Source organism: Clostridium magnum DSM 2767 (assembly GCF_001623875.1).
In the GTDB taxonomy this organism is placed as follows: domain Bacteria; phylum Bacillota; class Clostridia; order Clostridiales; family Clostridiaceae; genus Clostridium_AM; species Clostridium_AM magnum.
In genome coordinates this window covers 56,587-82,065 of the sequence record NZ_LWAE01000007.1, presented here as the reverse complement: position 1 = coordinate 82,065, position 25,479 = coordinate 56,587, and the positions used below count along the sequence as shown (strand labels likewise).

Below are 25,479 nucleotides of genomic sequence, written 5' to 3'. Positions count from 1 at the left end.
TACCTAAAACTGCTGATCTTTTTTAAACAACACGAAGGAAGAAATCATTCCTCCTACAAGTCCACCAAGGTGCCCAAAGTTATCCACATTGGGGATAGAAAATCCTATAACTAAGTTTACAACTATAACAGATAAAATGTTCCTGATAAAATCTTTTCTAACCCTATCTTTCATCTTCATAGCAAAAACTAAAGCTGCACCAAGAAGTCCAAATATTGCTCCCGAAGCTCCCACAGAAATATCTGCTGAAAACTTATAGCTAAAAAAAGAAGAAACTATACCCGCAAAAAAGTATATAATAGTGAATTTAAGCTTACCATATATCCCTTCAACAAAAGGACCTAAAGCATAAAGGGAATACATATTTACGCCAACATGTACTGCTCCTCCATGTAAAAACATACAGCTAACTAATCTATAGTACTCTCCAGCATTTATTAATTCATTTACCTTAGCTCCTAAGAATATTAAAACTCTTGTATTACTATCAACTATATTGCCTGATAGATATGCAGTAAGTCCATATATCACCAGATTTACAGCAATTAAAATGTATGTTATAATAGCCTTCTCTGTCTTTCCCCTTTGGTTCTCTATGTGCCTCATATGATTAATGCAATTGGCTAGTTCATTAGCTTTATCCTCTAAGCCTAAACTATAATAAAGTATTTTATTATCCACATTGTTAATTAAAATTAGTCCACACTGTGGATAAATTTCGTGGTTTAAATGTAAACCTCCCTGTTCATCAGTATAAGTTTTCAAATCCCCATCTATCAAAACCTGAACTGGACGTATATCCTCACACCGTAAAGCATTTCGTAAATAACCTACAAAACTATTTATCTCCAAATCCCGCATTGTATTTAAACTAGAGAAAAAAACAACCTCTGCCCTGTCACCCTCTTCCTTCACAACTCCCCAACTACTACTAAGTCCAGGAATATCTTTAAGTTCTATAATTCTATATCTATACATATCACATAATTTTTCTATTAAGGTTTTAATATATGTATCCATAAGCCTCTCCCCCTTATATACATAAGTTATTTACATATAGTTTCTAACTTAAATACTTGACTCATTATAGATATTTATACACTCATATCTAATAGCATATTTAATTGCTGTTTTTTTGATTGATGGTGAACTACATGCGTCATTGTTTATTTACACATAGTTTCTAACTTGGATACTTGGCTTATTATAAGCATTAATATACCTATACCTGGCAGTATATTTAATTGCTTTCCTTTGATTCTTCTTGAACTATCTGCGGAAAACTTAGAACTTTTCATTGTTTATTTGCATAGAGTTTCTGACTTGAAATTTAACTTATATGCAGGTGTATGTTACCAAAACTGAAGCACATTTAAAAACTTTTTTATCAGTCTTAGTGAAGGATTTGTGGAAAATTTAGAACCTTAGATTGTTTGAGCATAGCGAGTTATCGAAGGTTCTTAATTTTTCACAAATCTTGAGCTTTAGACTGATTAAAAGTTTTTAACAGTGCTGGTGTTTGGTAACATACATCGGAGTATAAGTTAAATTTCTGTCCGAAATCTTATTTAAAAACATAAATGCACACCATAGCAATAAACTAGTTAGCTAGTCTATTATATGCTGTGCATACAACCTGATTCATATACCACTTCAGTATTGTGATCCATTCTATTAATATTATACAACACTGACTATAACAACATTAGGGATTTTTAACAAATCTATTTCATAAAAGGATATAGGATTTTTAGTATCTTTATCATATAACACTCTAATAACAGGTCTATCTGGAAATCCTACATTTTGATTTATAACATAACCTTCTTCTCCATTTGAAAGTCTAACACAGCATCCTAGAGGATATATTGAAAAGGTATTCTTAAAATTTTTAACAATTTGCTCATCAAAAGACGTGCCACTTCCTGCAAGAATTAATTCATATGCATCATTTGGACTAAACTTCTTTCTATAGCACCTATCATTACTAACAGCATCATACACATCACATATACAAACAATTTTAGCATGTTTAGATATTTGATTTCCAGTTAATCCATAAGGATATCCCCTTCCATCAACTCTTTCATGATGCTGCTCAACTACTTTAATTACGGAGCTTGGTATTGTAAGATTGTTTTTAAGCATGTTGACACCATAGACTGGATGCTTTCTTAGTTCATTAAATTCTTCATCAGTTAGTTTTCCTTCTTTATTCAATAAGGTGATAGGAATATCTGTTTTTCCTATATCATGAAGTATAGCTCCTATACCAAGATCTTTTACTCCCCATTCATCTATCCTTGAATTAATACCTAGAAAAGTAGCCATAATACATGTGTCTAAAGAGTGAATAAAAGTGTAATTATCGTAAGTTTTTATATCATAAAGACTTTTATTAACGTCTCCAACGTCAATTATATAGTCAATCATTTCCTTTACACTACCGAGAGATTCGGAAAGCTTCTTTCCATTACAGTTATGAACATTTCTCATAACATGAGATATACTCTTTATAGTTGTCTGTTTAAGCTCCGCAAGTCTTTCATCCTCTACTTGAACATCATCTAATCGGTCATCTTCTACATAAATATATAAAACCCCAAGATCTTTAAGCTTATTTATATAAACATTATTTAATTTTACCCCAGCTCTTAATAATACATGTCCTTCATTTGTTAATATACTTTTTCCGAGAACTTCATTTTCTCGAACCCTATTTATAAATTCTAACCTCATCTTTCCACCTCAATAAAGTTTGCTATATTTCCCTTTTGTTCTTCAATATTTTAAATAATAAATTGTTACCTTTGAATAATACCATATTATGCAAAAGAATTAAATAGAGGAGCACTGTATTATTAGAAAATTTTATTATCTTTTTTAATTTACCTTTAAGTTCTATTATATTTGACAAATACCTTCTTTATGAGCTAAAAATATGAACGCAAAAATTACAATTTTCCCCTTATTCGTATTCTTTTTGTTTTCCTTTTATATCATCGAAGACCTTAGTAATAGCTGACTTTATTAATAGACATAATCCATTTAATTTATCCGCCATATCTGAATGTTTCTCAATAAAATCAAACTTAACTAACCAAGTAGGATTAAACTCATCATCTACTTGTTCTATAATATAGCCAAGCTCTATAAATTGTTCCTCGTTAAATAAATCAAATATAGCCGAGTATTCCCAATCTTCTACATCTTGTTTTGTATCAAAATATATATTTACTTTGTCGCCATCAAAAAACATTTTAGTTATGTACTCTGCGCCTTCTCCTACTTCATAACTTCCTAACTCTTTCACTATAAAATTAGTCTCTTTATCTTTTTCCATTAATACTAATGAAGAAAAATCCATATTTAACACCGTCCCTTTTAATATATTTCCTTTAGCCTAAGTGCTTTTATAACATTTAGTATTTACTTATTTTTAAAATTTAGTTATTATATTATTAGTTAGTTTCCATTTTTTAGGAGGTAAACTATGAAGAAATTTTTTATTATTCTTTTATCTGTTATTCTAGTAGGTGGATTGATAAAATATACTTATATAACAAATAAATCCAAAAACATGGATTACGCTGTAAAAAGATACTTTACAACTGGAATATTTAATAATTATAAAATGTATAACATAGAAACTATTAATCTATCTTTTTCAAATGGGAGCATTGCTGTTGTAAAAGTTGAAGGAATAGAAAAAAAACTTCCTAATAAAAAAGTATCCTATAATGCATTTCTAGAAAAAAATAGTGCAGGCACATGGAAAGTAAAAAAAGTATATACTGATCAAACATCACCGAAAAATCAATACCAATGAAGTGGGAACTTGAATCATATGTGTCTTCAGACCCCATATGGTTCAAACCTCACTTCATTTTCAATTTGATCTTATTCTTTTTTTCCACAGTCTTCACAAATTCCTTCTAGCTTAATATCTAATTCTTCATCTACAAAAACAAAACCAGTCTTGTTTTTTATTAATTCCCTCACTTGCTGCATTGGACAATCTATTTCTACCTCTTTATGACATAACTTACATTGAAGCACATGCTTATGATCTTCTTCTTTTATTGTATAATTATATTTTCCCTGACCTAAATCAAATTTACTTACAATATTCTTACCTTCAAACAATTCAAGTGATCTATAAACTGTTGATAAATCAATATTTATTCCTCTTTTTCTGCATTCCTCAAAAATGGATTCTGCACTTACGGATGTATTTCCTTTATATAATATATCTAATATATTAACCCTTCCCTTGGTAACTTTTATACCACACTTTCTCAAATATTGTTCTATTTCCAAAACATTCACCCCGAATTTTTCTTAGAAAAACATCATTTTAATACCGAAAATAATTAATATAACCCCTCCTATATAATCTGCATACTTGCCTACTAATGATATTCTCTTTAAATATTTTGCAAGCATAAAGGCTATTGTACACATTATTAATGTTATAATACCTATAAAAATCGTATTCTTTAATATAACTAAATTACTAGAAATATTATTAAGAGCTGTAAATCCTATAACCATAGCATCTATACTCACTGAAATTCCAAGAACTATAAACATTCCTGGCCTTATCAACGGGCATTCATCCTTACTTTCAAATCCTTCTTTTAACATCATTACTCCAACTATTGTTATCAATGCGCCCCCAATTAGCTTAGGAACTGAAGCTATATATGTATTAAATAAAAAACCTGCATATGCTCCTATTATTGAAAACAAAAATTGAAAAAATCCAAAGGATGTCACACATAGCACCTTATTACTTCTAGTCACTGCTCTATTCAAACCTATACATAGAGCCACTCCAAAAGCATCTAAAGAAAGTGCTATAGCAATCAAGAATAATGAATAAAAACTCATACGCCCTTCTCCTTACTATCGATTTTTACTATAACAATACTATTTTACTTTATATCCATAACCTTGTCTATATGGATGAATTAATCTATAATCTTAGGGTATTGCCATAGTTTTTAAGCCATAATTTTCTTTTTTTATAGTCAGGTAATACTAGCTCTACATTTCTCCAATATTCTTTAGAATGATCCATATGTATTAAATGACATAACTCATGTACCACTACATAGTCTATAATATCAATTGGAGCCATTATGAGCCTATAACTGTAATTAATATTCTTTTTAGATGAACAACTTCCCCAAATTGTTTTTTGGTCCTTTATAGTTACTTTATTTAGGCTTACCCCAATTATTTTACTATAGTAACTTGTTCTCTCCCTTAGCAGTTTTTCTGCTTCTACTTTGTAAAATTTTATAATAAGCTCTCTTATAATATCTTCTTTATTAAGTTTATTATTATCCACATAAACTAGAACTTTTTCATCTGAAATTCCAACTAAATTATTATTCAAACTATAATCCGTTAAAAGACCAATTTTATTACTATTTAAATTATGGATTTCTAGTTCTAACTCTTTTCCTATATATAAAAGTTTTTCGCCACTTTTAAAACTTCTATCTTTATAACTTCCCTTCTCAGAAAACAACTGCAGTTTACTCTTTATCCACTTTTCTTTCTTTTTAATTATATTCAGTATAGTTTCTTCACTTATATTAAAAGGAGAAGTTACTATTACTTCTCCATCCTGTGTTATCTTTATGCCTATAGTTTTTCTTTTTTTCCTAATTATCTTATATTCGAAGGATGAATATCTGTGCACTACGTCCATAGTTTCTCCTTTCAGATTATATAGATAACCAATTTCATAATTTGACTCATCCACTTAACTGAGATATTGAATTTCCTCAGTTCCAGCTACTGTACATGCCAACTTTTAAAGTTGTGTATCTATATAGATATGCAATTGCATAACTGGACTTATTTATAGGTATTTATGTACTCATATCTGACAGTATATTTAATTATTTTTTATAATTCTTAGCGAATTATATGCATAAAACTTAGAACTTTTGATTGTCTGAGCGATAGCGAGTTACGCTGAATTGCTTTGCAATTCAAGTGCATGCTAGCAGTTCATAAATAACTAAAAAAGATTATTTATGAACTGCTAGCAACTGCGCATAAGTTCTTAGTTTTATACACATAAGGAGCTGTAGAATTATAAAAAATAATTAACAATACATAAGATATGAGTGCATAAATACCGGTACTAAGTCTAGTTCTGCAATCATGCTTTAATTCTTAACTGTAAAAGGCTTAATCGTATCCTTTATCTTTATATAATAAGTTTGTCCTTTTGTTAAGTTTTCTTTTGGTGTTAAACTTATTTTTTTGTCATCTACCGCTTTAACTTCAAAAGCTGCACGCTCTCCTGTTTCTGCATTTATAATTTCTATCCCTGCATTATCCTTTATAGTATCTACATTTACAGATTTATTGAGAGTTATAGTAAACATCTTATTTTCAGGCACATCCTTTAAAGTATCAAGACTTTTATACTTACCATATAAGAATTTATAGGTATTATCAAAATAATCTGCTGGTGCCTTTACCCAGCTATTTTCTGTGCCTATATAGACACTATCCTTTGATGCCTTACTTATAATATATTTAAATGCAGCCCAATGATTTTCGTCTTTAGCTAAATTTAAGTCTATTTCGTAATCACTGCCGCCTACATTTACTTTTACAAATCCTCTTTTATCTACATTATTCCTAGATTTCCCGGAAAATAATTCTGCAACAGCCAAGGAATCTACATTATTCTCCTCTTTTACTTCAAAATCAGGAGACACTCCGACTTTCTGTATTGTATTCCCCATAGGTGAGTAAAAGTTTTCCACAGTTAGTTTTAGAATACTTCCATCAGACAGTGGAAACATTTGTTGTGCAACACCTTTTCCATAAGTAGTTGTGCCAACGAAAATTGCCTTTTTATAATCTTTAACTGCAGCAGATAGTATTTCTGAAGCACTTGCAGTATACTGATTAATTAAAAATATTATAGGTTTATCAATGGTACTTCCTTTATCTGCAGCTAAATACCTAGTCTTTTGTCCATCTCTATCTTCTATAGTTATTGCAGGATTTTCTCCTATGAAGTTTCCTGCTATATCCATAGCTGTAAGCATGTATCCTCCACCATTATTCCTTAGATCAATGATGTAGTTGTCAGGATTTTTCATTCTAAGCTCTTCCAGCTTTTGTGTAAATAACTCTCCAGTATCTTCACCAAAGGAAGTTATATCGATATATGCAGTATTGCCATTTAGCATTTTTGCTGTTACTGTAGGGATGTTTATTGCCCTTCTTCTAACACTAAAATTAAGGAAGGAATCTCCTCTTTTGACCTTTAAAGTGACACTTGTCCCTTCTTCTCCCTTGATATAGGAAGCTGCCTTTGTTGAATCTAGTCCAGCTAGGGATTGTCCATCAGCTGAGACTACGATATCCCCTTTTAATATACCTATATTCTCTGCTGGAGAGCCTTCTATTACTTCTGTAACCTTAACTCCCTCTTCCACCATTTCCATGTATATTCCTATTCCATACATTTTATTATCTATAGAGTTAATAAAATCTTTCCCTTCCTTTTGGGAAAAATACTGTGAATAGGGATCATTTAATCCCTTTACCATATCTGCTATGCTAGATACATTTAATACACTATCTGAAACAGGAGTCACATAATTCTCTTTAATTATGCTTCTAGCCTCATTTAGCAGCGCACTACTTTCAGCCGCTTGTACATTTAAAGAAAAGCTGCTAATAAAAAATGCTAGAAAGAATAATACAGTGAATATACTAAATGATTTATAACTTTTAGGATAAGTTCTGTCTATTCTTAGTTCATTTTTTGTGATATGAATTTTACTTTTCATATTCTTTTATTCCTCCAGAAATATTATATTATCTGATAACTTAGTGTTGGACCATTAAAAAAAGGTCTAACGTAAATTTCTCATTACAAGAATTATACCTTATTTTTCACTGCATTAAAATCTAAGGGAAAGAAAATTAACAATATTGTAAATAAAAAAGCATTTTAAAAAACATGGTTTTTTAAAATGCTTTCTATTTAAAATATTACTTTAATTCTATAATAATTACTTCTATATTAATTAAGTTATTTTAATCAGCACTTGTCTCTGTGTTTTCAGGTCCCTTTGCTACTTCTTGTAACTTAAATTCAACTGACCAATTATCTAAAGCAACATCTTGCTCTAAGGTTAACCCAGTAGGGAATGCAAAATTACATACTCTAGCTCTAAATGGACTTACTGAAAAATCCTTTAATTCAAATAAATTTGATTTTACTACAGTTCCGTTCGCATCCTTTACAGACATAGGTATTTTATCTAATTTAATTGGTTTATTTGTACCATTTCTCATAACTAATGTAATTAGTATGTTTCCATTTTTTTGAACTCCTATACTAAAAGTAGAAACAGTGAACTCTCCTTCATTAAGTTCTGGAAGTTCTTTTAAGAAATTGTCGAAAATAATTTTTTCTTCTACTTCAATATCTTTAGGCAAGTTCTCATACTCTGCTCTAACTCTTCTTTTAACATTAATTCTTGTATCAAAACCTACATTCCAATCATCCATTGGAATATTATCTACATAAACGTTTTTCTTTTCAAAGTAAAGTTTTACTGGTCTTGCAGATCTTGCTGGTATTTCACCTAGTGATTCCAAATTAAAGATCTGATAAGCTAAAGTGTCACCCTTTGAATTTGTTATAACAAAAGGTACATACTCAAGTTTAACACCCTTTGAAAGTCCATTTCTTATATAAACCTTAACTTCAACTTTATCTCCTGAATTATAAGCATAAATACCAGATACATTTACTTGATCCTCTTTTATAGGCTCAAGCTCTGCTATTTCTTCTTCTAAAATCTCTTTCTGAACATCTGACATTACGTTATCATCATGCTCTAAAAGTGAAAGCACTGTAGATACTTCTAATCTATCATCTTCTATCTTTTCAACTTTATCTAATTCCTTGTTTTGTACTTTCTTTACCATTGTATACCTCCAAGTTTTATGTACTAACACATATTAACTATTATAGTTATTACATATCATAAAATCAATTATTTAATCAAAATTTTTGTAATATCTTGAAAAATTATATACCCTTTATACTTTTTCTCATATGAATAGTTATATTTAATGCTCTTACTGTCATCAATTTAAAACAGCAACCCTAATGTCTCTAATTTAGAGCACTTTATCTAAGTTAATATAACATATTACTTACATAAAAGCAAACCTAATATTTTCACTATTAATATTTGTTAATCCAACCATATATATGCATAAAATAACTAAAATAAAATGTCATCCTGATTGAATTTACATCATTTCTATTTAGTAACTGTAACGTTAGCAGGAAAATTGCTTATCTGATCTTCGGAAACTTTATCATTAGTAATCATTAAATCCTTTAATTTAGGTAATCCAGCTGCTGGTCCAATATCCGTCACAAAGTTATCACTAACATCTAAGGTTTCTAAATTACTTAAACCGCTAACCGGTGATAGATTTGAAACATTATTTTTATTAAAGGATAAGGTCTGTAAATTGGTCATGCCGCTTACTACACTTATATCCCCAATACTGTTATTATCTATATATAGTCTAACTAAATCCTTCATTTCTCCTAAGCTAGTTATGCCACTTATACTATTCTCTGATAAGTATAAATTTTTCATAACTGTTAATTCACTTAAGGAACTAATATCGCTTATATTATTAGTTCTCATACTGAGGGTTTCTAGATCTTTCAGATTAGCTAAAGCACCTATATCACTTATATGATTCTTGTCTAGTCGTAGTTCTTTTAGCTTTAGGGAACTTTCAATTCCACTTAAATTTGACAAACTATTTTCACAGGCAGTAATCCACTTTAATTCTGATAAGCCTTTAAGTGCCTCTAAACTGCTAGCACCATTTTTATTTAGAGATATTCTTTCCAGCTTTACAAGGTTAGAAACAGGGCTTATATCACTAATACTATTTTCGTTTATATTTAATGTAGTTAAATTTGTTAGTGCCGCCACTTCATTTATGCTTGTTAAGCTATTCTTATTTACATCTAAAGACTCCAAGTTTACTAAATTCTCTATTCCAGATAATGACGTTATACCAGCTTCCCCTAAAGATAAATTTTTCAAATTAATTAAATCCTTAAGAGGTGAAAGATCTGAAATGCTAGTATTGCTAGCTGTAATGCTAGTCAAATTACTTAAGCCTTTGATAGGGTCTAAAGTAGTAACCTTTGTCTTTTCAATATACAAATTCTCTAAGCTTATTAAATCCTTTAGCGCCGTTAAATCTTCTACATTATTTCTTCCGATATTAAGTATCTTTAAATCTGTTAGATTTTCTATACCACTGAGGTCAGAAATATTTTTATTCCATAGATTTAACTCTACAACTCCTTCTAGTTCAGATTTTATTATATCTCCTGTAGGTTTTTCTATTTTATCCCTTACCTCTCGCTCCAGGTTCTTGTCCTTAAAAACTACAACCTTATTAGGATCCTCTATTAGATCATTTAATTGAGCCATCTCAATTATTTCTCTATTCTTATATCTAAGCCACTGTAAGCTTTTGAAGTTTTTTATTTCCTTTATATCACTTATCTTGTCCTTATCTAAGTTTAATCTCTTTAACTTAGGTAAATCCTTTAACACTGCTATTTCTGTTATAGGGTTCTCATCTAGATATAATTTAGTTAGATCCTTAAGCTTACTTAAAGGTTCCCCATCCTCTATGCTATTTTTACTTAAAATTAATGTGTCTAAAGTCTTTATATTCTCTAACTTCTCTGCATCATCTATTTTATTATCTTCTAAATTTAATGTCTTTAATTTTTTCAACTCACTTAAAGCCTTAGGATTACTAACCTCATTTTTAGTTAAATCCAACTCAACTAAGGCCTTTAACTTGCCTAAAGAATCTATGTTTCCCACTTTATTATCCTTTAGATTTAGCTTTTCTAAATTGATCATTTTTTCAAGAGGAGTTACATCATATACTTTATTTTTATATAGATTCAGTTTCTTTAACCCTGACAAATCCTTTAATGGACTTAAATCAATTACATTATTGTTACTTAAATCCAGGGTTTGCAGGTTTATAAAAAACTGCAAACCAGAAATGTCTGATATATTTCTACTTCTTAAATCTAGCTTTGTTACATACTGTAAATCATCCTTTGTAAGTGTTCCACTAAGAACATTTACCGCTTCCCTTACAGCAGTCTCTAAATTTTTATCTGGAAATTGTATATTATTGCCGTCCATTATAGTGACAGCAAAGACTTCGTTAAAAATTTTATTACTGTTTACCGGCTCTATAGGTTTTGCCATAGCTGAAGTTGTATAAACACAAACCATTATTCCCGCCAGGCATAGAGAACTTTTTATTCTATTTTTATTCATACTTATCGCTCCTTTTCATCAGGGGCAGACCCCGACCCTCGGGGTCTGCCCCCTAATCCTCTATTCTGTTACGTCTATTTCCTCAGGTAATGAATTTATAATATATTTTGGTATATTATTATTTGTAAGCACTAGATTTTTAAGATTAGATAAATCCTTCACTACGGTTATATCTGAAACACTATTATCACCTATGTCCAAAGTGTCCAAATTATTCATTCCTTTAATAGCTGATATATCGGAAATATTATTTTTTCCTAGAGAAAGAGTCTGCAAATCTGCCATATCACTTAGGGGGCTTATATCACTAATACTATTTTTATCAAGATATAATCTGAGCATATCTTTCATTTCCTTTATAGATGCTAAGCTGCTTATCTTGTTTTCATATAAATATAGGTTTTTCATAAAAGTTAAATCCCTTAATGGATTTATGTCACTTATCTCATTGCTCATCAAACTCAGTGTCTCTAAATCTGTTAGTCCTTGAACTGAATAGACGTTATTTATTTTGTTTTTATCAGCATGAATTTCCTTAAGTCCTTCACTTTTTTCTATTCCACTTAGGCTTGTCAGCTTATTTTCATTAGCTGTAAGCCACACAAGCTCTGTTAGTTCTTTAAGAGGCTCAAGTGTAGTTATAGAATTTTTATTTATAGAAAGTCTTTCAAGATCAGCCATCTTAGCTACAGAACTTATATCTGAAATATTATTATCATTTAAAGATAGACTCTTAATTTTAGTTAGACTTGCTAGAGCACTGATATCTTTTATATGATTTTTGCTTAAATCTAAAGTTTCCAGATTAGTTAAAGTTCCAATATCTTCTACATCAAGTATGTTATTGTCATCAAGGGTTAAACTCTCAAGATTTGTTAAGTTCTTAAGAGGGGAAATCTCTGATAGCTTAGCACCTGATACTTGAAGACTTTTTAAATTAGTTAACTCAGCTAAATCTTCCACGTTAGTTACTTTAGTTTTATATAAATATAAATTTTCTAAATCTGTTAAGTATTTTAAGGGACTTAAATCCGTTACACTATTTCTGCCTAAATTTAATGATTTTAACCCTATTAAGTTTTCCATGCCTGATAGATCCGTTATATTTTTATTGAATAGATTTAAATCATCAATATATTCTACATCAGACTTAGTTAGCTCCCCTGATGGCTTTTCAATTTTCTTTCTTATCTCTGACTCTAACTTTTTATCTTTAAAGATAACTACAGTATTAGCCTGCTCTACAACAAATTTTAAGGCTTTAGGGTCTGAATATTCCTTGCCATTGTATTTTATCCACTGTAGATTATCCATATCGCATAATTTCTTTATATTTTTTATCTTGTTCTTATCTAAATTCACACGTTTCAAATTACCCATATGTACAAGAGGAGTTACATCGGTAATTCTATTACTATCTAAATAAACCTTCGTTAAATTTGATAAAAAGGGCAGCCATCTTATGTCCGATATCTTATTTTTACTCAAGGTTAAGGACTCTAGATTCTCTATAGAGGCTATATGCCTCATATCATCTATATCATTTTCTCCCAGCATCAAGATTTTTAATTCTCTTAAATGAGTAAGAGGCTCCAGATTTTTTATCTTATTTTTACTCAAATCAACATCCATTAGATGAGTCAAATTAGATAGTGGAGTAATATCCTCTATTTCGTTATCCATAAAGTTTATTTTTTCTAAAATAGTTAGCTTTTTAAGTGCTGAGATGTCTGATATCTTATTTCCGCTAAAATATATTTTTCTTAAGCTGGTACAATCCTCTAAAGGAGATAAATCATCTATTTTATTATTACTAGCATCTAAGGTTTGTAAGTATCTAATCTTTCCTATACCTTCAAGATTAGTTATACTTTTATTTCTAATGTCTAAATTAACTATACTATTTAAATCACTTTGAGTAATCGGTGCTGTAGGCTTACCTATTTTATCTCTTACAGCCGCTTCTAAATTTTTATCATCAAATGTTATACCTTCAGCCTGTTCACTACTAGCTGCGGCAAAGGTTTTATTTATACTAACCTCTCCCTCTTTTGCATGTACACTTTGTACAAAAATAGGAAAAGTAGATGAACACATCATAGTTAAAGCAATTACTGCACAAATTCTTTTTCTATCCATAACCCTATGCTGGCTTTAAGTTGCCAGCTTTCACCTCCTTATAATCTTCTTTCAATGACTTCCCACTCTAACTCAAGTTTCCACTTCATTAATGATGAACTAAGTTTTCTTCTACCGCTACTTCTTTAGGTGCTAAACCTTGTTCATTTTTAGCTTTAAATTTCTTCTTTATGTTATCCGCATGACGCTTTAATAACACTGAGAAAAACAAGAACACTATTAAATATCCTGCCAGTATAGTGACATCCTTCATGAGCACCGCTCTATCTATACCAGAATTTATCTCTCTTAGAGCAGATATAGAATAGGTAAATGGTAAGAATGGTCCTATAGTTTTAAAGAACTTAGGTAATAATTCTCCCGGGAAGGTACCATTTGAAGATGTCAACTGAAGTACAAGCACAATTATTGCAAGTAATCTTCCTGGATCCCCTAATAGGAATATAAAATTTTGAATTATAGCCACAAATACAAAGGATAAAAATACATTAAAACAATAATAGGCTAATAAATTGGATGGCCTTAATCCAATCTTTGTAACTACAAAGCTTATAAGAAGTGCTTGCAGCAGTCCAACAGAAGCATAGGATAAATACTTACCTAACACTATTGAAACAGGTCCAACCTTTACATCTGACTCTACCTTTTCTGTAATTACAAAGAACATCATAATTGACCCTACCCATAAAGCCAAAGATATAAAGTATGGGGCCAGTCCTTCACCATATTTGCTAACCTCAAATAAAGGCTTATCCTGAAGCTTTACTGGTTCAGACATAAAATTGCCCATTGCTTTACCACTTTGAATCAACTTATCCGAAAGCTTTTCTGCTCCTTCAGTAAGTTTATCATTTAACTGAGCTATACCTTCATAAAGTTTATTAGCACCATCTTCTAAATCCGGCATCTTATCCTTTAAGGAACTTAATCCGTCTTTTAATTTTCCTGAGCCATCATACAGCTTGAAAAGTCCATCGGATAGGTCTGTTGTACCATCATAAAGATCATAAACCCCTTGCTCCAGATCTGGAACCTTTTGATTTAGCTCCCCTACTTTTTCATTTAATGTCTCAGTACCACCTTTTATTTTAAATAAACCATCAGATAAGTCTCTGGTACCATCAGTTAACTGACCAACACCATTGATCAGATCAGGGACAGTTCCCTTAAACTTGTACAGTCCATCCTTTAAGTTTTTTGATCCATTATACAAATCCTCTGTTCCGTTTTGTAAATCTTTAGTTTTGTCATATAGTGTGTCTAAGCCATTATATAGCTTATCTGAACCATCATATAATTGATTTAATCCACTAACTAAAGACCCTACACCATCAGAAGCATACCCTAAATTTGTAGAAAGAGCCGTGGACCCCTGAAATAACTTTAATGATTGCTTTAAACTGGATAGTGATCCATCCAGAGTGGCAACTCCCTTAGATAGAGCATCCATGGTACTATAGGCAGTTTGAAGTTGTACTGATTGGGAAGATCCAGGATAACTGTTAATTACTTCTGCTATACTGGCTAAGTCTGAGCTAATACTTCCTAATTTAGCATTACTAAAGGCAGGAGAATCTCCATTTAGAATACTGCCAATAGTTAATAAATCACTATTTATCTTGTCTGTGCTGTCAGTACCTTTTAAATCTACTAAAGCACTATTTAGATTACTTATAACACTTAAGTCATTATCCCAAGCTTTCTTTAAGTCCTGGGATAAAGGTAATGCACCACTTTGTATACTTGGGTCTAATGCAAGCATTCCTTTTAATATTGATTGATCAGATCCACTAACGGCTCCTAATATTTGATCAATAGGTTTGCTAGCTGTATCTGGCTTTAGCTGAGTTACAATAGCTCCTGAAAGAGCAGATTTCATGCTATCAGCTCCGTTTTTTAGTGCCGGAAGCCCTGCATCCTGCTTAACATTGCCATTTTCATCTTTTTCATAAAGAAGTGCTGCTCCATCTCTTGCAGTTCTTAATCCACCTCTTAACTCCAAAGCCCCATCTTTTAAATCACTGATACCATCCAAAAACTTTGGCATGTTATCATTTACCTCTCCTAATCCATCCTTTATACTATTAGAACCATCATTAAGCTTATCTATTCCCTCTGACAAATCTGGAAGCTTGTCATTTAAAGACACCGCTCCATCTCTAAGTTTGTTGCTTCCATCTAAAGCATCCTTTATCTTTTCATCTATAGAGGATGTCCCTTTATAAAGCTTATTTACCCCATCTACTAAATCCGGCATCTTGTCCTTTAAAGTTCCAACTCCATCTCTAAGCTTATTACTTCCATCACTAGCATCCTTTAATTTATCACTTAATGTAGCAGAACCATCATAAAGCTTATTTATACCATCTGACATTACCGGAACCTTATCTTTTAAATCAGTAACACCATCTTTAAGCTGGGCTGTGCCATCTGCCGCAGCTTCCATGCCATCTCTTACCTCATAAAGATTATCAATAATCTTCATAGTAAAGTTGTCCATTACTCCTTTTCCCAGTTCTTCCTTTAATGCCTTTGCTGCTTTGTCACTTATTAAACCTACCACATAGTTTTTCTTTTTATTAGCTACAAATAGAAGTTGAGGTTTTTCCAATTTACCCTTATCTACATTCATAAGCTTTTGAGAAAAATCCTTTGGTACAACTACCATTGCATAATATTTGTCACCCTTTAAACCATCCTCTGCTTCTTTTTGGGTCTTTACAAATTTCCAAGCTAAGTCATCATTATTTTTAAGATTGTCCACCATGTCATTACCATAGTTAACCTTTTTATCTTCATCCATAGCTCCATTATCTAAGTTGACAACTGCCACAGGAAGATTTTCCGTTTTTCCATAAGGGTCCCAAAAGGCTGCAAGATAAAGTCCTCCATATATAAGAGGTATCATTATAACAGCTGCAACAGAAATCCTAATAAATCTGTTTCGAAATATATTGGATATATCGCTCCATAATACTTTTAAAAAATTCATGGTATCTCCCTTCTTCGTTAATATTATATGTTGCTAAATTATTATTTTTTCAACTGACCAGTCGGTTATATCTAAACATTAAACTGACCAGTCAGTTATATTAAACAACTTTTTCATGCTTATGTCAACAATCTAGTGAACATGATGAAAAAAATATCCATGATAGAAATATGGTTACCATATATTTCTACCATGGATATTATGAATCCTTCTTTAATTCTATTTTTCTATAGTTATATTAGCTATGTTTTTTCCCTTTTGAACAGCCTGAACATTTATTTTCATATCCTTATGTTCTTCTTTTAATTGTTTAGCATACTTTTCTGCTAATGCCTTTCCATCTGCTTCACTTATATCATCCTTTATAAGCATTGTTGCAACTACCACATCTTTTTCTATATATACTTGTCCGTTAGATATTTCTTTTTCCTTCCTAAGCTGCTCAGTCTTCTTAACATCCTGATTAACCTTTGGTTCCTCTGTCTTTACACTTTTCGTGTTCTGGTTTGCAGTATTATTCTTTGAAAACCATGAGCAACCTGTTAATGATAAAAATATAGTCATAAATAATGAAAACACAATCAACTTTTTACAATGTTTTTTCATATTCCACCATCTCCTTTTGCTTTTACTGTAAGTTATTTTAACACAATGAAATTATAAGGTCAAAGCTCAAAATTTGCTACATCCTATAGTAAACTTTAAGAATTCATACTAGCCCCCGCTTCATTTAAACTTCATCCTATATACCTTGTAATAGAAAAGATAAAAAACAAATATCCCTATAACACTGCCTAAAAAATCTATAAGAACATCACTGACTAAAGAGCTTCTGCCGGATACAAAAATCTGATGGAATTCGTCCATAACTGCATAAAATAAGCATATAAACATTATATAGATTAAAGCGGATTTTCCCTTCATATTAAAAGAAAATAATAAAGCACCTACTACTATAGCTAAAATAAAATACTCAAATGCATGGGCATTCTTTCTCAGAATCTTATTAAATTCTTCCTCTTTCTTTGAGTTTACAGCTTTAGATGTCTTTGCTTTAGTTCCTTTACTGCTTTCTTTTAAACTCATATCATTATTCTGAGGCTTTTCTGCCGCTGGCTGAAAACTTTTTAATTTATGATATTGGTTTTTTATACTATTTAAAAGTGCATGACTTCTGTCTTCAGATATTTCTCCATTATTAGATGAGTTATAAAATATAAATCCCATCCACAATACACATAAAACTATACTTAGTACTTTTTTCAATTTATTCACCTTCTATTTAACCTAATATCACATAAAACTGAAGCAAGCTCTTAATTCAGATGGGTATTTTTCTACCCCATCTGAATTTTAGAGCTGCGAATGCATGGCTTACTTGGCGTTGAACTCCCAGTTAAGCAGAGAACCAAAATCTATGATTTTGTGTGAATCGCTTACTCCTCTGACGTTAGGAAGAGGAGTTTCATGTAAAGTGGGAGACTTACACCAAGTTAGTCAGGTTAAATTATAACATTTCATTAGTTTAATTCCTATGCAATATGACTAATTCTATTACAAAATCATTTAGACTAATTATATACTAAAAACCATATTGAAATATATTTCAGCATATTGTATAATTTTACATGTAGTAAAACAAAAATTAAAATTTAATTCAAAATTCAATTTAAAATCAAATTTAATCAATAAGGAGTTTACGGCAATGAAAAATCAACTAACACCTATTGAGGCACGTAAGAGAAACACAAAAATAACAATTTGGACTTGTTCTATAGCTATAGTCGCTTTAGTATCTGCAGTAGTTTTTGCAATGTCTTCAATGTAAAAATAGAGCTATCAGTAAACCTTTTACTGATAGCTTTTTAGCCACTAACCACACCATCTTTTATTTCTATTATCCTATCTGTCTTATTTGCTATTCTTTCGTCATGAGTAATAACCACAAATGTAGTTCTAAATTCTTTATTTATATCTCTAAATATCTTATATATTTCCTCAGAAGAATTAGAATCCAAATTGCCTGTAGGTTCATCCGCCAATATGATTTTAGGATTGTTCATAAGTGCTCTAGCAATGGCAACTCTCTGCTGCTGTCCTCCGGAAAGATCATAGATTTTATTCTTCTTAACCTTAGATAGTCCAACTAAATCCAGAAGATCCTCTGCCTTTTGCCTAGTTTTTCTGCCATGAAAAAATCTTTTTATAGTATAGGGCATAAGTACATTTTCAAGTGCATTAAATTCAGGCAGCAGATAATGAAATTGAAATACAAAACCTATTTTTTTATTTCTTATAGAAGCTAAAGCTCTCCTGCTCATTTTGTCTGTTCTATTACCTTCTATAAATACTTGTCCATTACTAGGCTTATCAAGTATACCTATTATATTTAATAATGTAGTTTTGCCGCTGCCAGAAGCTCCTATAATAGAATTAAAGGACCCTTCTTCAATAGCTAAATTCACATTATGCAATACTTGTGTTTTTACTCTTCTTCCATATATTTTATTTATATCTTTAAGCTCTATAATACTAGCCATTCTTTATTACCTCCACAGGACTTAATCTAAAGGATTTTAAAGCAGGTAAAAGTGCTGCAAAGGTAGATGCTGTTATATCAATTAAAGCTGACATAATTAAGAACCTTTTACTAATAACTATATTTACCACTGGCTCACCCTGAGGTGTAATTATGTATCTGTTAAATTCTTGTACAAAAAACAATGATAGTCCTAATCCAAGGCTTGTACCTAAAACACCAAGTATTAAAGCCTGAAACAAAAATACCAATCCTGCAGAAGAATCTCTTATACCCATTGCTTTTAGAATTCCTATTTGTCTATATTTTTGAACTACACTAATGCTCAATATACTCACAGTACTTAAAACTGCCGCTAATAGTACAAAAAACTGTATTATAACAGTACATATTCTTTGCCCTACTATTCCACTGACTAGTAGCTTATTCTGGCTTTTCCAATTTTCTACCTTTAGGTTCTTATCTCCTAATGTGTCTTCTACTTTTTTTCCTATAGTATCTGCATTATAGGGATCACTTACGCCAACCTCTATAGATGTAACTTTGTCTCCAAAGCCAATTAAATCCTGAGCAGTTTTTAAATTTGTAATAAGCCAGGTTTTATTTATTTTAGCAACCTCAAAGTCATAAAAACCTACAACCTTAAAATCCACCTGTTTTCGTGATATGGTAATTATATTTATGGTATCTCCAACTTTTAGCCCAAGTCTCTCCACTAGATCTTTCCCTATAATCACTTCATTTTCACCTTCAGGCATTTTCCCATTGTAAATTCTATTTTTAATATTATAAAAGGAGTTTCCTTCTTTAAGGCCAAAGCCTCTTACAAGTGCTGGCTCTGTCATATCATTAAGTTTTACAAAGGCTTGATGATCTACTACTGGAAATACTGATGTTATTCCACTAGTTCCTTTAATTTTATTAATCCTATCTCCCCAATTTTCTATTCCACCATTATGGGAATATACAGTAATATTAGCAGCATTACCTGCCATTTTATTCAAAAGGGTTCCTTCAAGTCCTTTGCTTAAGAGACCTATGAATACTTGAACAGATACTCCTATAGCTATGCCTATAATTATAATAAGGGTTTGAATTTTACTGCTTCTCAAAAATCGGGAAGCTATTCTGAAAGATGTGAACATGTTTTACTCCTCCGTAGGTTATAGAACTCATAACAATAACCTAAGTATATCATAGTTTTATTTAACTACAAAACTTATCATGTTTTGGCAATTTTTAGTTCGAAGGCATCATTATTTTAAAACCCTTAACCTCTAAAAAAAACTATTCAGTTCATTCACTATATTTATTTAATGCAGCTGTAACTATTAATATGTCTTTAATATTTATAACTGCATTTAAGTTATATTATTTTAAAATTAAACTTTTTAATGCTTTATACTCCTTAGTAATAATTAGTCCAATTAAATAACTTATAACCCCTACTATTAATTTTACTAATGCACTAATAAATATATTTGATATGCTTATGTTCCATATTAGTAAATAACCAACTACCATAATAAAGCCCACTACTACTACATTTTTTAGCTCCATTAGGAACTTACTAAAGCTTTTATTAAATACTTCAGTTACTAACACATAGAAGCATTGGATAAAATTTAAAGCAAAAGAGATTACTATTCCTGCTGCTAATATAATTATTCTCTCACTTAAAATTCCAATTATTATTGCGGTAATAGTAAAACCTGCTGATACAACACCTGTAGAAAATAGTTTATTTACATATCCTGTTGACTGAAATATAGCTCCAATACTAGATAAAACCATTTGTATTACTATGGACAAGGACAATACTCTAAAAATTGGTATAGCCTGCTCCCAATTTTTACCGTACATAATATATATAATTTCAGTTGATGTAAAGAAGCAATAAACTGTCACAAAAATCCCCATATAAGCAAGAATCCTAATAACCTTCATATATGTATTATAAATCATTTCTCTCTTATCTTGATATTCTGATAATACAGGGTGCAGCACTGGAGTTATTACATTGGTTAAATTCTGCACTGGATATAACATAAGCTTATAGGCTTTATCATAATATCCTAATGTAGCTGAACCTAAAAATTTTCCTATCATTATATTATCTAAGTTTCTGGTAAAATAATTTATAAAGTTAAAGGAGAATTGATAACTAGAATAAGTTCTTATCTTTTTGATTGAACTATAGCTATATCCTTTTTTTATTCTAATTCCACAAAAAATAAATGATAAGATAAAAATAAATATACTTTTCAAAATTGAATCAACTATCAAAGAGTAATAGGACCATCCCTTTAATGCAAGTATTATAGTAACTATGCCAACAATTATATTAATACTAATATTAATTATTCCTATTAGTTTAAAGTTATGTTTTTTGTATATCAATGCGCTAGGAACTATATTACATATTGAAAAAAATACAGAAAAGGATAATAGTTTTCCTAATTTTATGTAGATGCTATTGTCATAAAAAAATGCGATAAAATATGAAAAGAAATAAAATAAAACTGCTGCTAAAACTGCCGCAATTATTGAAAACTTAAATATATCAGATACTTCTTTATCCTCCAAGGATTTATTTTGTATTATTGCTGGCCCAAGGCCCATATCCCCTAAAATATTAAAAAAGGATATGAAAACTGTTATTATTGCAATTACTCCAAACTCCTCTGGCATCAATAATCTAGCTAACACTGAATTTATTATTAATTGAGCAATTATATTACTGTACTTAGCTATAAAGGTTATTATTATTCCACTCTTTAGTTTTAAATTGCTGTCCAAAGGCTTTATTCCTCTCAATCTTTTTATATTTTAATAAATCAGATGGAGTTCAACTCCATCTGATTCTTAGTTGAACGAATCCATGGACGTAGCCGCTCGCAACGTACAGTTAAGCAGAGAGCCCAAATCTATGATTTGGTGCGAATCGCTTACTCCTCTGACGTAGGAAGAGGAGTTTCATATAAAGCATGGGAGTATTAGAGTGGTTAGTCATCGGATAAATATCTAATCTGAGACTAATTCTCTCTCCTGCATTGAGTTAGACAAATTTAATATTAAAAATACAAATAAGCAGAATATCAACATCTTATCTCCCGTTGTAGATAAACCATTAAAAGTATTAACATCTAAAAAAACAATTAAATAGCTGATGAACAGATAATAATGCCTTCTGGCTAACAATATTATAGTAGGTATAACCATAATAAAGGTATAGATTAAAGCAGTAACCATAACTCCAAATTCTAATGAAAACATTCTTGCAGGGTATTCAAATGCTGCTGATGCCCAATCTACATATGAATTAAATTGGAATGTGAATCCTCTTCCATATCCCGTAAAAAACTTTATAGGGAATAAATCCATAGACTGAATCTCAAGCCATTTCTCGTTTCTTCCAGTAGTTAAACTTCCTGCAGTAAATCTAGAAATTAAGTTATCAAAAAGTCCTAGTTTAAAGGCAATAATCATTCCACATGCAACTACAAGGATTTTTTTCATTCTGCTATTACTTTTAAATAATGCAGCAATAGCTAAGCATAAAATTACAAACCCTGCTTTACTTCCAGTAAAGGCTATACCGATAACAGATACTATTAATACCCATGTAGGTAAACTTTCCCCTTTAAAATACTTACTATACACAGTATTCAAGGTAAAGAACATTAAATATAACTGTGTATTAAATAACGGATGTCCCATGAAGGAATATAGTCTTTTATTATCTCCCATAAAACTATTTAAAAGCATTAGTTCTTGGGTTCTCTGACTCATAAACTTACTAATAGCGATATTTATATTAAGATGAAATGTCATTTCTAATATTCCGATAGCAGTTATAACAATAATTATTGAATTTAAAATCCATATAATCCACTTTAGTATATCTCTTAACGTATGCTTATCAACCTTTATAATTGTTAATGATAGTGGAATAATAAACAATGTCATTGTAGTAATTACAGTGGTGATTTTATTCTCATAAAAAATAGCTGAGCACATATAAATTAATACAGTGGTATATAAAAGGATAAGCTTCTTTTTATCAATTTCTCTAAAATTATTTAATACTAATAAAAGTAAGCTAACCATTCCTAATATATTAATAGTATATATTTTTTCACCAAAGACACTTCTTAATTCCTGCGGAAAGATAAAAAGTGATATAAGTAGTACAATGAATATCTTCTTATTACTCTCTTGTGTTTTTATAGTACTTATATGCATTATCTTCATTCCTTATTTAATATATTTTTTAAAATATTTATTTTCTAAATTATACATTACCTATAACTTCATTCCATTGTTTTATAATATTGTCCATGCTAAAATCTCCAGCTCTTTTTACTGACTCTTTAGCTATTGATTTTCTTTTCTCTTCATTTTCCATTAAACTAATAATTGCTTCTGATAGTTTATCAATATCTCCACACTTTACTAGGATTCCATTTACGTTGTCTCTATTTATTATTTCCTTTGGACCTGAATTGGCGAATGCTATAACTGGCAATCCGCACTCCATAGCCTCTGTTATTACTAATCCAAAACCTTCCCACCTTGAAGAAGATACAAATATAGATGAATTTAAATAATACCGCTTAACATCATTAGTAAAAGGTTCTATTTTTACTTGTTTACTTAGTTTTAGCTGATTAATCAACTTATTAATTTTTTCTTTATCCGGTCCATCTCCCACAATATGCAAAGTCCAGTCTTTATGCTTCAGACAAACCTTATTAAAGGCTTTTATAAGCAAATCAAGTCCTTTTTGTCCTTCTATTAATCTTCCTACAAATATAACTTTCTTTTCTTCACAGCTTGACTTTTCATTAGAAGTAAAACTAAGAGGGTTGTATATTCTACTACACTTTATCTTAAAGTTTTCCTCCATATCCTTCTTATCTGCATCCGTTAACACAATATACTTATCTAACTTACCTATGTGTTCTCTGAACAGACTATCCTCTCCCCATTGATATTTATTAGGAGTTCTAAAATAGGCTTTATAAGAATTATGCTGCCATCCTATTGTTTTTGCGCCTATTTTATCTGAGATGATTGCCGCAAGCAAACTATAATACCCAGCAACCCCTATAACTACATCATAGTCTTTATTATTTAGATATTGAATAAATCTTTCTTGTATTTCTTTAGGATAATATACCTTAGTTAAAAAATCAGTATAATTATCTTTATTTAAAAATCCTACCTTACTATTTAAAACCTTTATTGATTTTAGAAATACTTTTTTTATCAAACCCTTGTAGACTAGATCTTCTCTTATTGCTACCTTTACCTTTTCCTTAAGACCATATAGCCTTCTATCTACTTTAAACCCACTCATTGTACACAAAATATCTACATCATAGTATTCCACTAATTCATTAGCTAATGTTGATAAAACTCTTTGTATTCCACCTAACTCGAAAACTGTATCCGTTATAAAACAAATCTTCATATAGTCCATGACTCCCTTAAGTTCATCTACCCTACACTAATATTATTTAAACCTTCCCTTTTTTAAATAGATATTATAATGTAGTTTCTCCAAATCAAAAACACTTAGCACTATATCTACCAGTAATTTAATATCGAGAGGATTAAGCGTAAAAGACTTTAAAAAGTATTTTTTAGTATCCTTATGCTGCTGTAATCTATATACTCCAATTAATCTAAGATACTGAGCTCTAGCCCTTTTGTTAGTTCCGTACTTTTCCAAAAATATCTGTAATGCTTTTTCTGCCTTTCCTGGATTCTTGCTTATACTGTTATCCTGCATATACACATCTACTAATACTTCATCTAATATCCCTACATTATATTTTTTCACTAAGTTTATTGCTAAATCCCAATCCTGAAATCTAGGCAGCCTTTCATCAAAGGGAGTATCTAAAAAACATTGTTTCTTTCCCACAAGAGTTTGGGTACTTAACTTATTTTTTGTATATATCTCATCAATATCTATATGGCTATTTTCAGGAAAGACAGTTTCTTTTTCTTCTCCGATTATTTTAATTTTACAGGAAACAATATCAAAATTATTGCTAATTAAATATTCCAGCTGTTTCTCTAACTTTGAGCTATCCCATATATCATCACTATCTTGAAATGCTATATATTCACCAATGGATTTTTTTACTCCATAATTACGTGCAAAGCAGGCTCCTCTATTTTTATCTAATCTATAATACTTCACTTTGGAGCTGTTAATCTCTTTTATTTGATCTGCTGTATCATCACTTGAGTTATCATCTACTACTATTATCTCAATATCCTGATATGATTGTTTTAATATACTTTCTACACTTCTCTTTATAAGGTCCCCTCTATTATACGTAGGTATTACAATTGAAATCATATTATCACCTATCTTAGTTTTGATT

22 protein-coding genes are annotated in these 25,479 nt (G+C 30.5%); 2 read left to right on the top strand and 20 right to left on the bottom strand.

Features of this window, described 5'->3' with window-relative positions; all coding sequences use genetic code 11:
• Nucleotides 1–3: 3 nt before the first annotated feature.
• The 4 genes from CLMAG_RS22730 to CLMAG_RS22720 form a co-directional block, all read right to left on the bottom strand.
• Entirely contained in the window at nucleotides 4–1,020 is a 1,017-nt protein-coding gene (locus CLMAG_RS22730) for a rhomboid family intramembrane serine protease (RefSeq protein WP_066628005.1), read from the bottom strand.
• A gap of 146 nt (nucleotides 1,021–1,166) precedes the next feature.
• On the bottom strand, nucleotides 1,167–1,298 hold the full coding sequence (locus CLMAG_RS34480) for a hypothetical protein (RefSeq protein ID WP_278331421.1): 132 nt from the start codon (nucleotides 1,296–1,298) through the stop codon (nucleotides 1,167–1,169).
• Nucleotides 1,299–1,680: 382 nt separating this feature from the next.
• Nucleotides 1,681–2,739, bottom strand: a complete 1,059-nt coding sequence (locus CLMAG_RS22725; protein ID WP_066628003.1) for an HD-GYP domain-containing protein — start codon at nucleotides 2,737–2,739, stop codon at nucleotides 1,681–1,683.
• A 229-nt stretch (nucleotides 2,740–2,968) separates the two neighbouring features.
• Nucleotides 2,969–3,367 (bottom strand): DUF6762 family protein, encoded by a 399-nt coding sequence (locus CLMAG_RS22720; RefSeq protein WP_066628001.1) that lies wholly within the window; start codon nucleotides 3,365–3,367, stop codon nucleotides 2,969–2,971.
• Nucleotides 3,368–3,493: 126 nt separating this feature from the next.
• Between CLMAG_RS22720 and CLMAG_RS22715 the strand changes: the two genes are divergently transcribed.
• On the top strand, nucleotides 3,494–3,829 hold the full coding sequence (locus CLMAG_RS22715) for a hypothetical protein (protein WP_066627998.1): 336 nt from the start codon (nucleotides 3,494–3,496) through the stop codon (nucleotides 3,827–3,829).
• A gap of 71 nt (nucleotides 3,830–3,900) precedes the next feature.
• Here the strand turns inward: CLMAG_RS22715 and CLMAG_RS22710 are convergent, their stop codons facing one another.
• The 10 genes from CLMAG_RS22710 to CLMAG_RS22665 form a co-directional block, all read right to left on the bottom strand.
• The gene (locus CLMAG_RS22710) at nucleotides 3,901–4,320 is read right to left on the bottom strand and encodes a Fur family transcriptional regulator (protein ID WP_066627995.1); all 420 of its coding nucleotides are present in this window, start codon (nucleotides 4,318–4,320) and stop codon (nucleotides 3,901–3,903) included.
• Between the two features lie 21 nt (nucleotides 4,321–4,341).
• Complete coding sequence (locus CLMAG_RS22705) at nucleotides 4,342–4,893, bottom strand: manganese efflux pump MntP (RefSeq protein ID WP_066627992.1); 552 nt, start codon at nucleotides 4,891–4,893, stop codon at nucleotides 4,342–4,344.
• 85 nt (nucleotides 4,894–4,978) lie between these two features.
• Nucleotides 4,979–5,776, bottom strand: a complete 798-nt coding sequence (locus CLMAG_RS22700; RefSeq protein ID WP_139264114.1) for a M48 family metallopeptidase — start codon at nucleotides 5,774–5,776, stop codon at nucleotides 4,979–4,981.
• A gap of 412 nt (nucleotides 5,777–6,188) precedes the next feature.
• On the bottom strand, nucleotides 6,189–7,835 hold the full coding sequence (locus CLMAG_RS22695) for a S41 family peptidase (RefSeq protein ID WP_066627986.1): 1,647 nt from the start codon (nucleotides 7,833–7,835) through the stop codon (nucleotides 6,189–6,191).
• 250 nt (nucleotides 7,836–8,085) lie between these two features.
• Nucleotides 8,086–8,985 carry an SLAP domain-containing protein gene (locus CLMAG_RS22690; protein WP_066627984.1) on the bottom strand — a complete coding sequence of 300 codons (900 nt, stop codon included), beginning with the start codon at nucleotides 8,983–8,985 and terminating at the stop codon, nucleotides 8,086–8,088.
• A gap of 341 nt (nucleotides 8,986–9,326) precedes the next feature.
• A complete protein-coding gene (locus tag CLMAG_RS22685; RefSeq protein ID WP_066627982.1) occupies nucleotides 9,327–11,408 on the bottom strand; it encodes a leucine-rich repeat domain-containing protein in 2,082 nt (693 codons plus the stop codon).
• Between the two features lie 60 nt (nucleotides 11,409–11,468).
• Nucleotides 11,469–13,547, bottom strand: a complete 2,079-nt coding sequence (locus tag CLMAG_RS22680) for a leucine-rich repeat domain-containing protein (protein WP_066627980.1) — start codon at nucleotides 13,545–13,547, stop codon at nucleotides 11,469–11,471.
• A gap of 88 nt (nucleotides 13,548–13,635) precedes the next feature.
• Nucleotides 13,636–16,539 carry a YhgE/Pip domain-containing protein gene (locus CLMAG_RS22675; protein ID WP_066627978.1) on the bottom strand — a complete coding sequence of 968 codons (2,904 nt, stop codon included), beginning with the start codon at nucleotides 16,537–16,539 and terminating at the stop codon, nucleotides 13,636–13,638.
• Between the two features lie 219 nt (nucleotides 16,540–16,758).
• On the bottom strand, nucleotides 16,759–17,145 hold the full coding sequence (locus tag CLMAG_RS22670; RefSeq protein WP_066627976.1) for a hypothetical protein: 387 nt from the start codon (nucleotides 17,143–17,145) through the stop codon (nucleotides 16,759–16,761).
• Nucleotides 17,146–17,265: 120 nt separating this feature from the next.
• The gene (locus tag CLMAG_RS22665; protein ID WP_066627973.1) at nucleotides 17,266–17,805 is read right to left on the bottom strand and encodes a VanZ family protein; all 540 of its coding nucleotides are present in this window, start codon (nucleotides 17,803–17,805) and stop codon (nucleotides 17,266–17,268) included.
• Between the two features lie 439 nt (nucleotides 17,806–18,244).
• On the opposite strand from CLMAG_RS22665, the gene CLMAG_RS34475 reads away from it, so the two are divergent.
• A complete protein-coding gene (locus tag CLMAG_RS34475) occupies nucleotides 18,245–18,367 on the top strand; it encodes a hypothetical protein (protein ID WP_278331414.1) in 123 nt (40 codons plus the stop codon).
• Nucleotides 18,368–18,404: 37 nt separating this feature from the next.
• On the opposite strand, the gene CLMAG_RS22660 is transcribed toward CLMAG_RS34475, so the two are convergent.
• From CLMAG_RS22660 to CLMAG_RS22635, 6 genes are all read right to left on the bottom strand, one after another.
• Nucleotides 18,405–19,079, bottom strand: coding sequence for an ABC transporter ATP-binding protein (locus tag CLMAG_RS22660; RefSeq protein WP_066627969.1), 675 nt, complete (start codon nucleotides 19,077–19,079; stop codon nucleotides 18,405–18,407).
• Nucleotides 19,072–20,223 (bottom strand): ABC transporter permease, encoded by a 1,152-nt coding sequence (locus CLMAG_RS22655; protein WP_066627967.1) that lies wholly within the window; start codon nucleotides 20,221–20,223, stop codon nucleotides 19,072–19,074. Before CLMAG_RS22655 ends, CLMAG_RS22660 begins: the two co-directional genes overlap by 8 nt.
• A 226-nt stretch (nucleotides 20,224–20,449) precedes the next feature.
• Nucleotides 20,450–21,895, bottom strand: a complete 1,446-nt coding sequence (locus CLMAG_RS22650; protein WP_242873112.1) for a lipopolysaccharide biosynthesis protein — start codon at nucleotides 21,893–21,895, stop codon at nucleotides 20,450–20,452.
• Between the two features lie 207 nt (nucleotides 21,896–22,102).
• Nucleotides 22,103–23,332: a hypothetical protein gene (locus CLMAG_RS22645; RefSeq protein WP_066627966.1), complete on the bottom strand. Its 1,230-nt coding sequence runs from the start codon at nucleotides 23,330–23,332 to the stop codon at nucleotides 22,103–22,105.
• 40 nt (nucleotides 23,333–23,372) lie between these two features.
• Complete coding sequence (locus CLMAG_RS22640) at nucleotides 23,373–24,554, bottom strand: glycosyltransferase family 4 protein (RefSeq protein ID WP_066627964.1); 1,182 nt, start codon at nucleotides 24,552–24,554, stop codon at nucleotides 23,373–23,375.
• 42 nt (nucleotides 24,555–24,596) lie between these two features.
• Complete coding sequence (locus tag CLMAG_RS22635) at nucleotides 24,597–25,454, bottom strand: glycosyltransferase family 2 protein (protein ID WP_066627962.1); 858 nt, start codon at nucleotides 25,452–25,454, stop codon at nucleotides 24,597–24,599.
• Nucleotides 25,455–25,479: the final 25 nt, after the last annotated feature.

What these genes read in the sequence shown, in the direction of transcription:
- CLMAG_RS22730 (WP_066628005.1), bottom strand. Translation starts at nt 1,020, where the DNA reads ATGGATACATATATTAAAACCTTAATAGAAAAATTATGTGATATGTAT.
- CLMAG_RS34480 (WP_278331421.1), bottom strand. Translation starts at nt 1,298, where the DNA reads ATGAAAAGTTCTAAGTTTTCCGCAGATAGTTCAAGAAGAATCAAAGGA.
- CLMAG_RS22725 (WP_066628003.1), bottom strand. Translation starts at nt 2,739, where the DNA reads ATGAGGTTAGAATTTATAAATAGGGTTCGAGAAAATGAAGTTCTCGGA.
- CLMAG_RS22720 (WP_066628001.1), bottom strand. Translation starts at nt 3,367, where the DNA reads ATGGATTTTTCTTCATTAGTATTAATGGAAAAAGATAAAGAGACTAAT.
- CLMAG_RS22715 (WP_066627998.1), top strand. Translation starts at nt 3,494, where the DNA reads ATGAAGAAATTTTTTATTATTCTTTTATCTGTTATTCTAGTAGGTGGA.
- CLMAG_RS22705 (WP_066627992.1), bottom strand. Translation starts at nt 4,893, where the DNA reads ATGAGTTTTTATTCATTATTCTTGATTGCTATAGCACTTTCTTTAGAT.
- CLMAG_RS22695 (WP_066627986.1), bottom strand. Translation starts at nt 7,835, where the DNA reads ATGAAAAGTAAAATTCATATCACAAAAAATGAACTAAGAATAGACAGA.
- CLMAG_RS22690 (WP_066627984.1), bottom strand. Translation starts at nt 8,985, where the DNA reads ATGGTAAAGAAAGTACAAAACAAGGAATTAGATAAAGTTGAAAAGATA.
- CLMAG_RS22685 (WP_066627982.1), bottom strand. Translation starts at nt 11,408, where the DNA reads ATGAATAAAAATAGAATAAAAAGTTCTCTATGCCTGGCGGGAATAATG.
- CLMAG_RS22680 (WP_066627980.1), bottom strand. Translation starts at nt 13,547, where the DNA reads ATGGATAGAAAAAGAATTTGTGCAGTAATTGCTTTAACTATGATGTGT.
- CLMAG_RS22675 (WP_066627978.1), bottom strand. Translation starts at nt 16,539, where the DNA reads ATGAATTTTTTAAAAGTATTATGGAGCGATATATCCAATATATTTCGA.
- CLMAG_RS22670 (WP_066627976.1), bottom strand. Translation starts at nt 17,145, where the DNA reads ATGAAAAAACATTGTAAAAAGTTGATTGTGTTTTCATTATTTATGACT.
- CLMAG_RS34475 (WP_278331414.1), top strand. Translation starts at nt 18,245, where the DNA reads ATGAAAAATCAACTAACACCTATTGAGGCACGTAAGAGAAACACAAAA.
- CLMAG_RS22660 (WP_066627969.1), bottom strand. Translation starts at nt 19,079, where the DNA reads ATGGCTAGTATTATAGAGCTTAAAGATATAAATAAAATATATGGAAGA.
- CLMAG_RS22655 (WP_066627967.1), bottom strand. Translation starts at nt 20,223, where the DNA reads ATGTTCACATCTTTCAGAATAGCTTCCCGATTTTTGAGAAGCAGTAAA.
- CLMAG_RS22645 (WP_066627966.1), bottom strand. Translation starts at nt 23,332, where the DNA reads ATGAAGATAATGCATATAAGTACTATAAAAACACAAGAGAGTAATAAG.
- CLMAG_RS22640 (WP_066627964.1), bottom strand. Translation starts at nt 24,554, where the DNA reads ATGAAGATTTGTTTTATAACGGATACAGTTTTCGAGTTAGGTGGAATA.
- CLMAG_RS22635 (WP_066627962.1), bottom strand. Translation starts at nt 25,454, where the DNA reads ATGATTTCAATTGTAATACCTACGTATAATAGAGGGGACCTTATAAAG.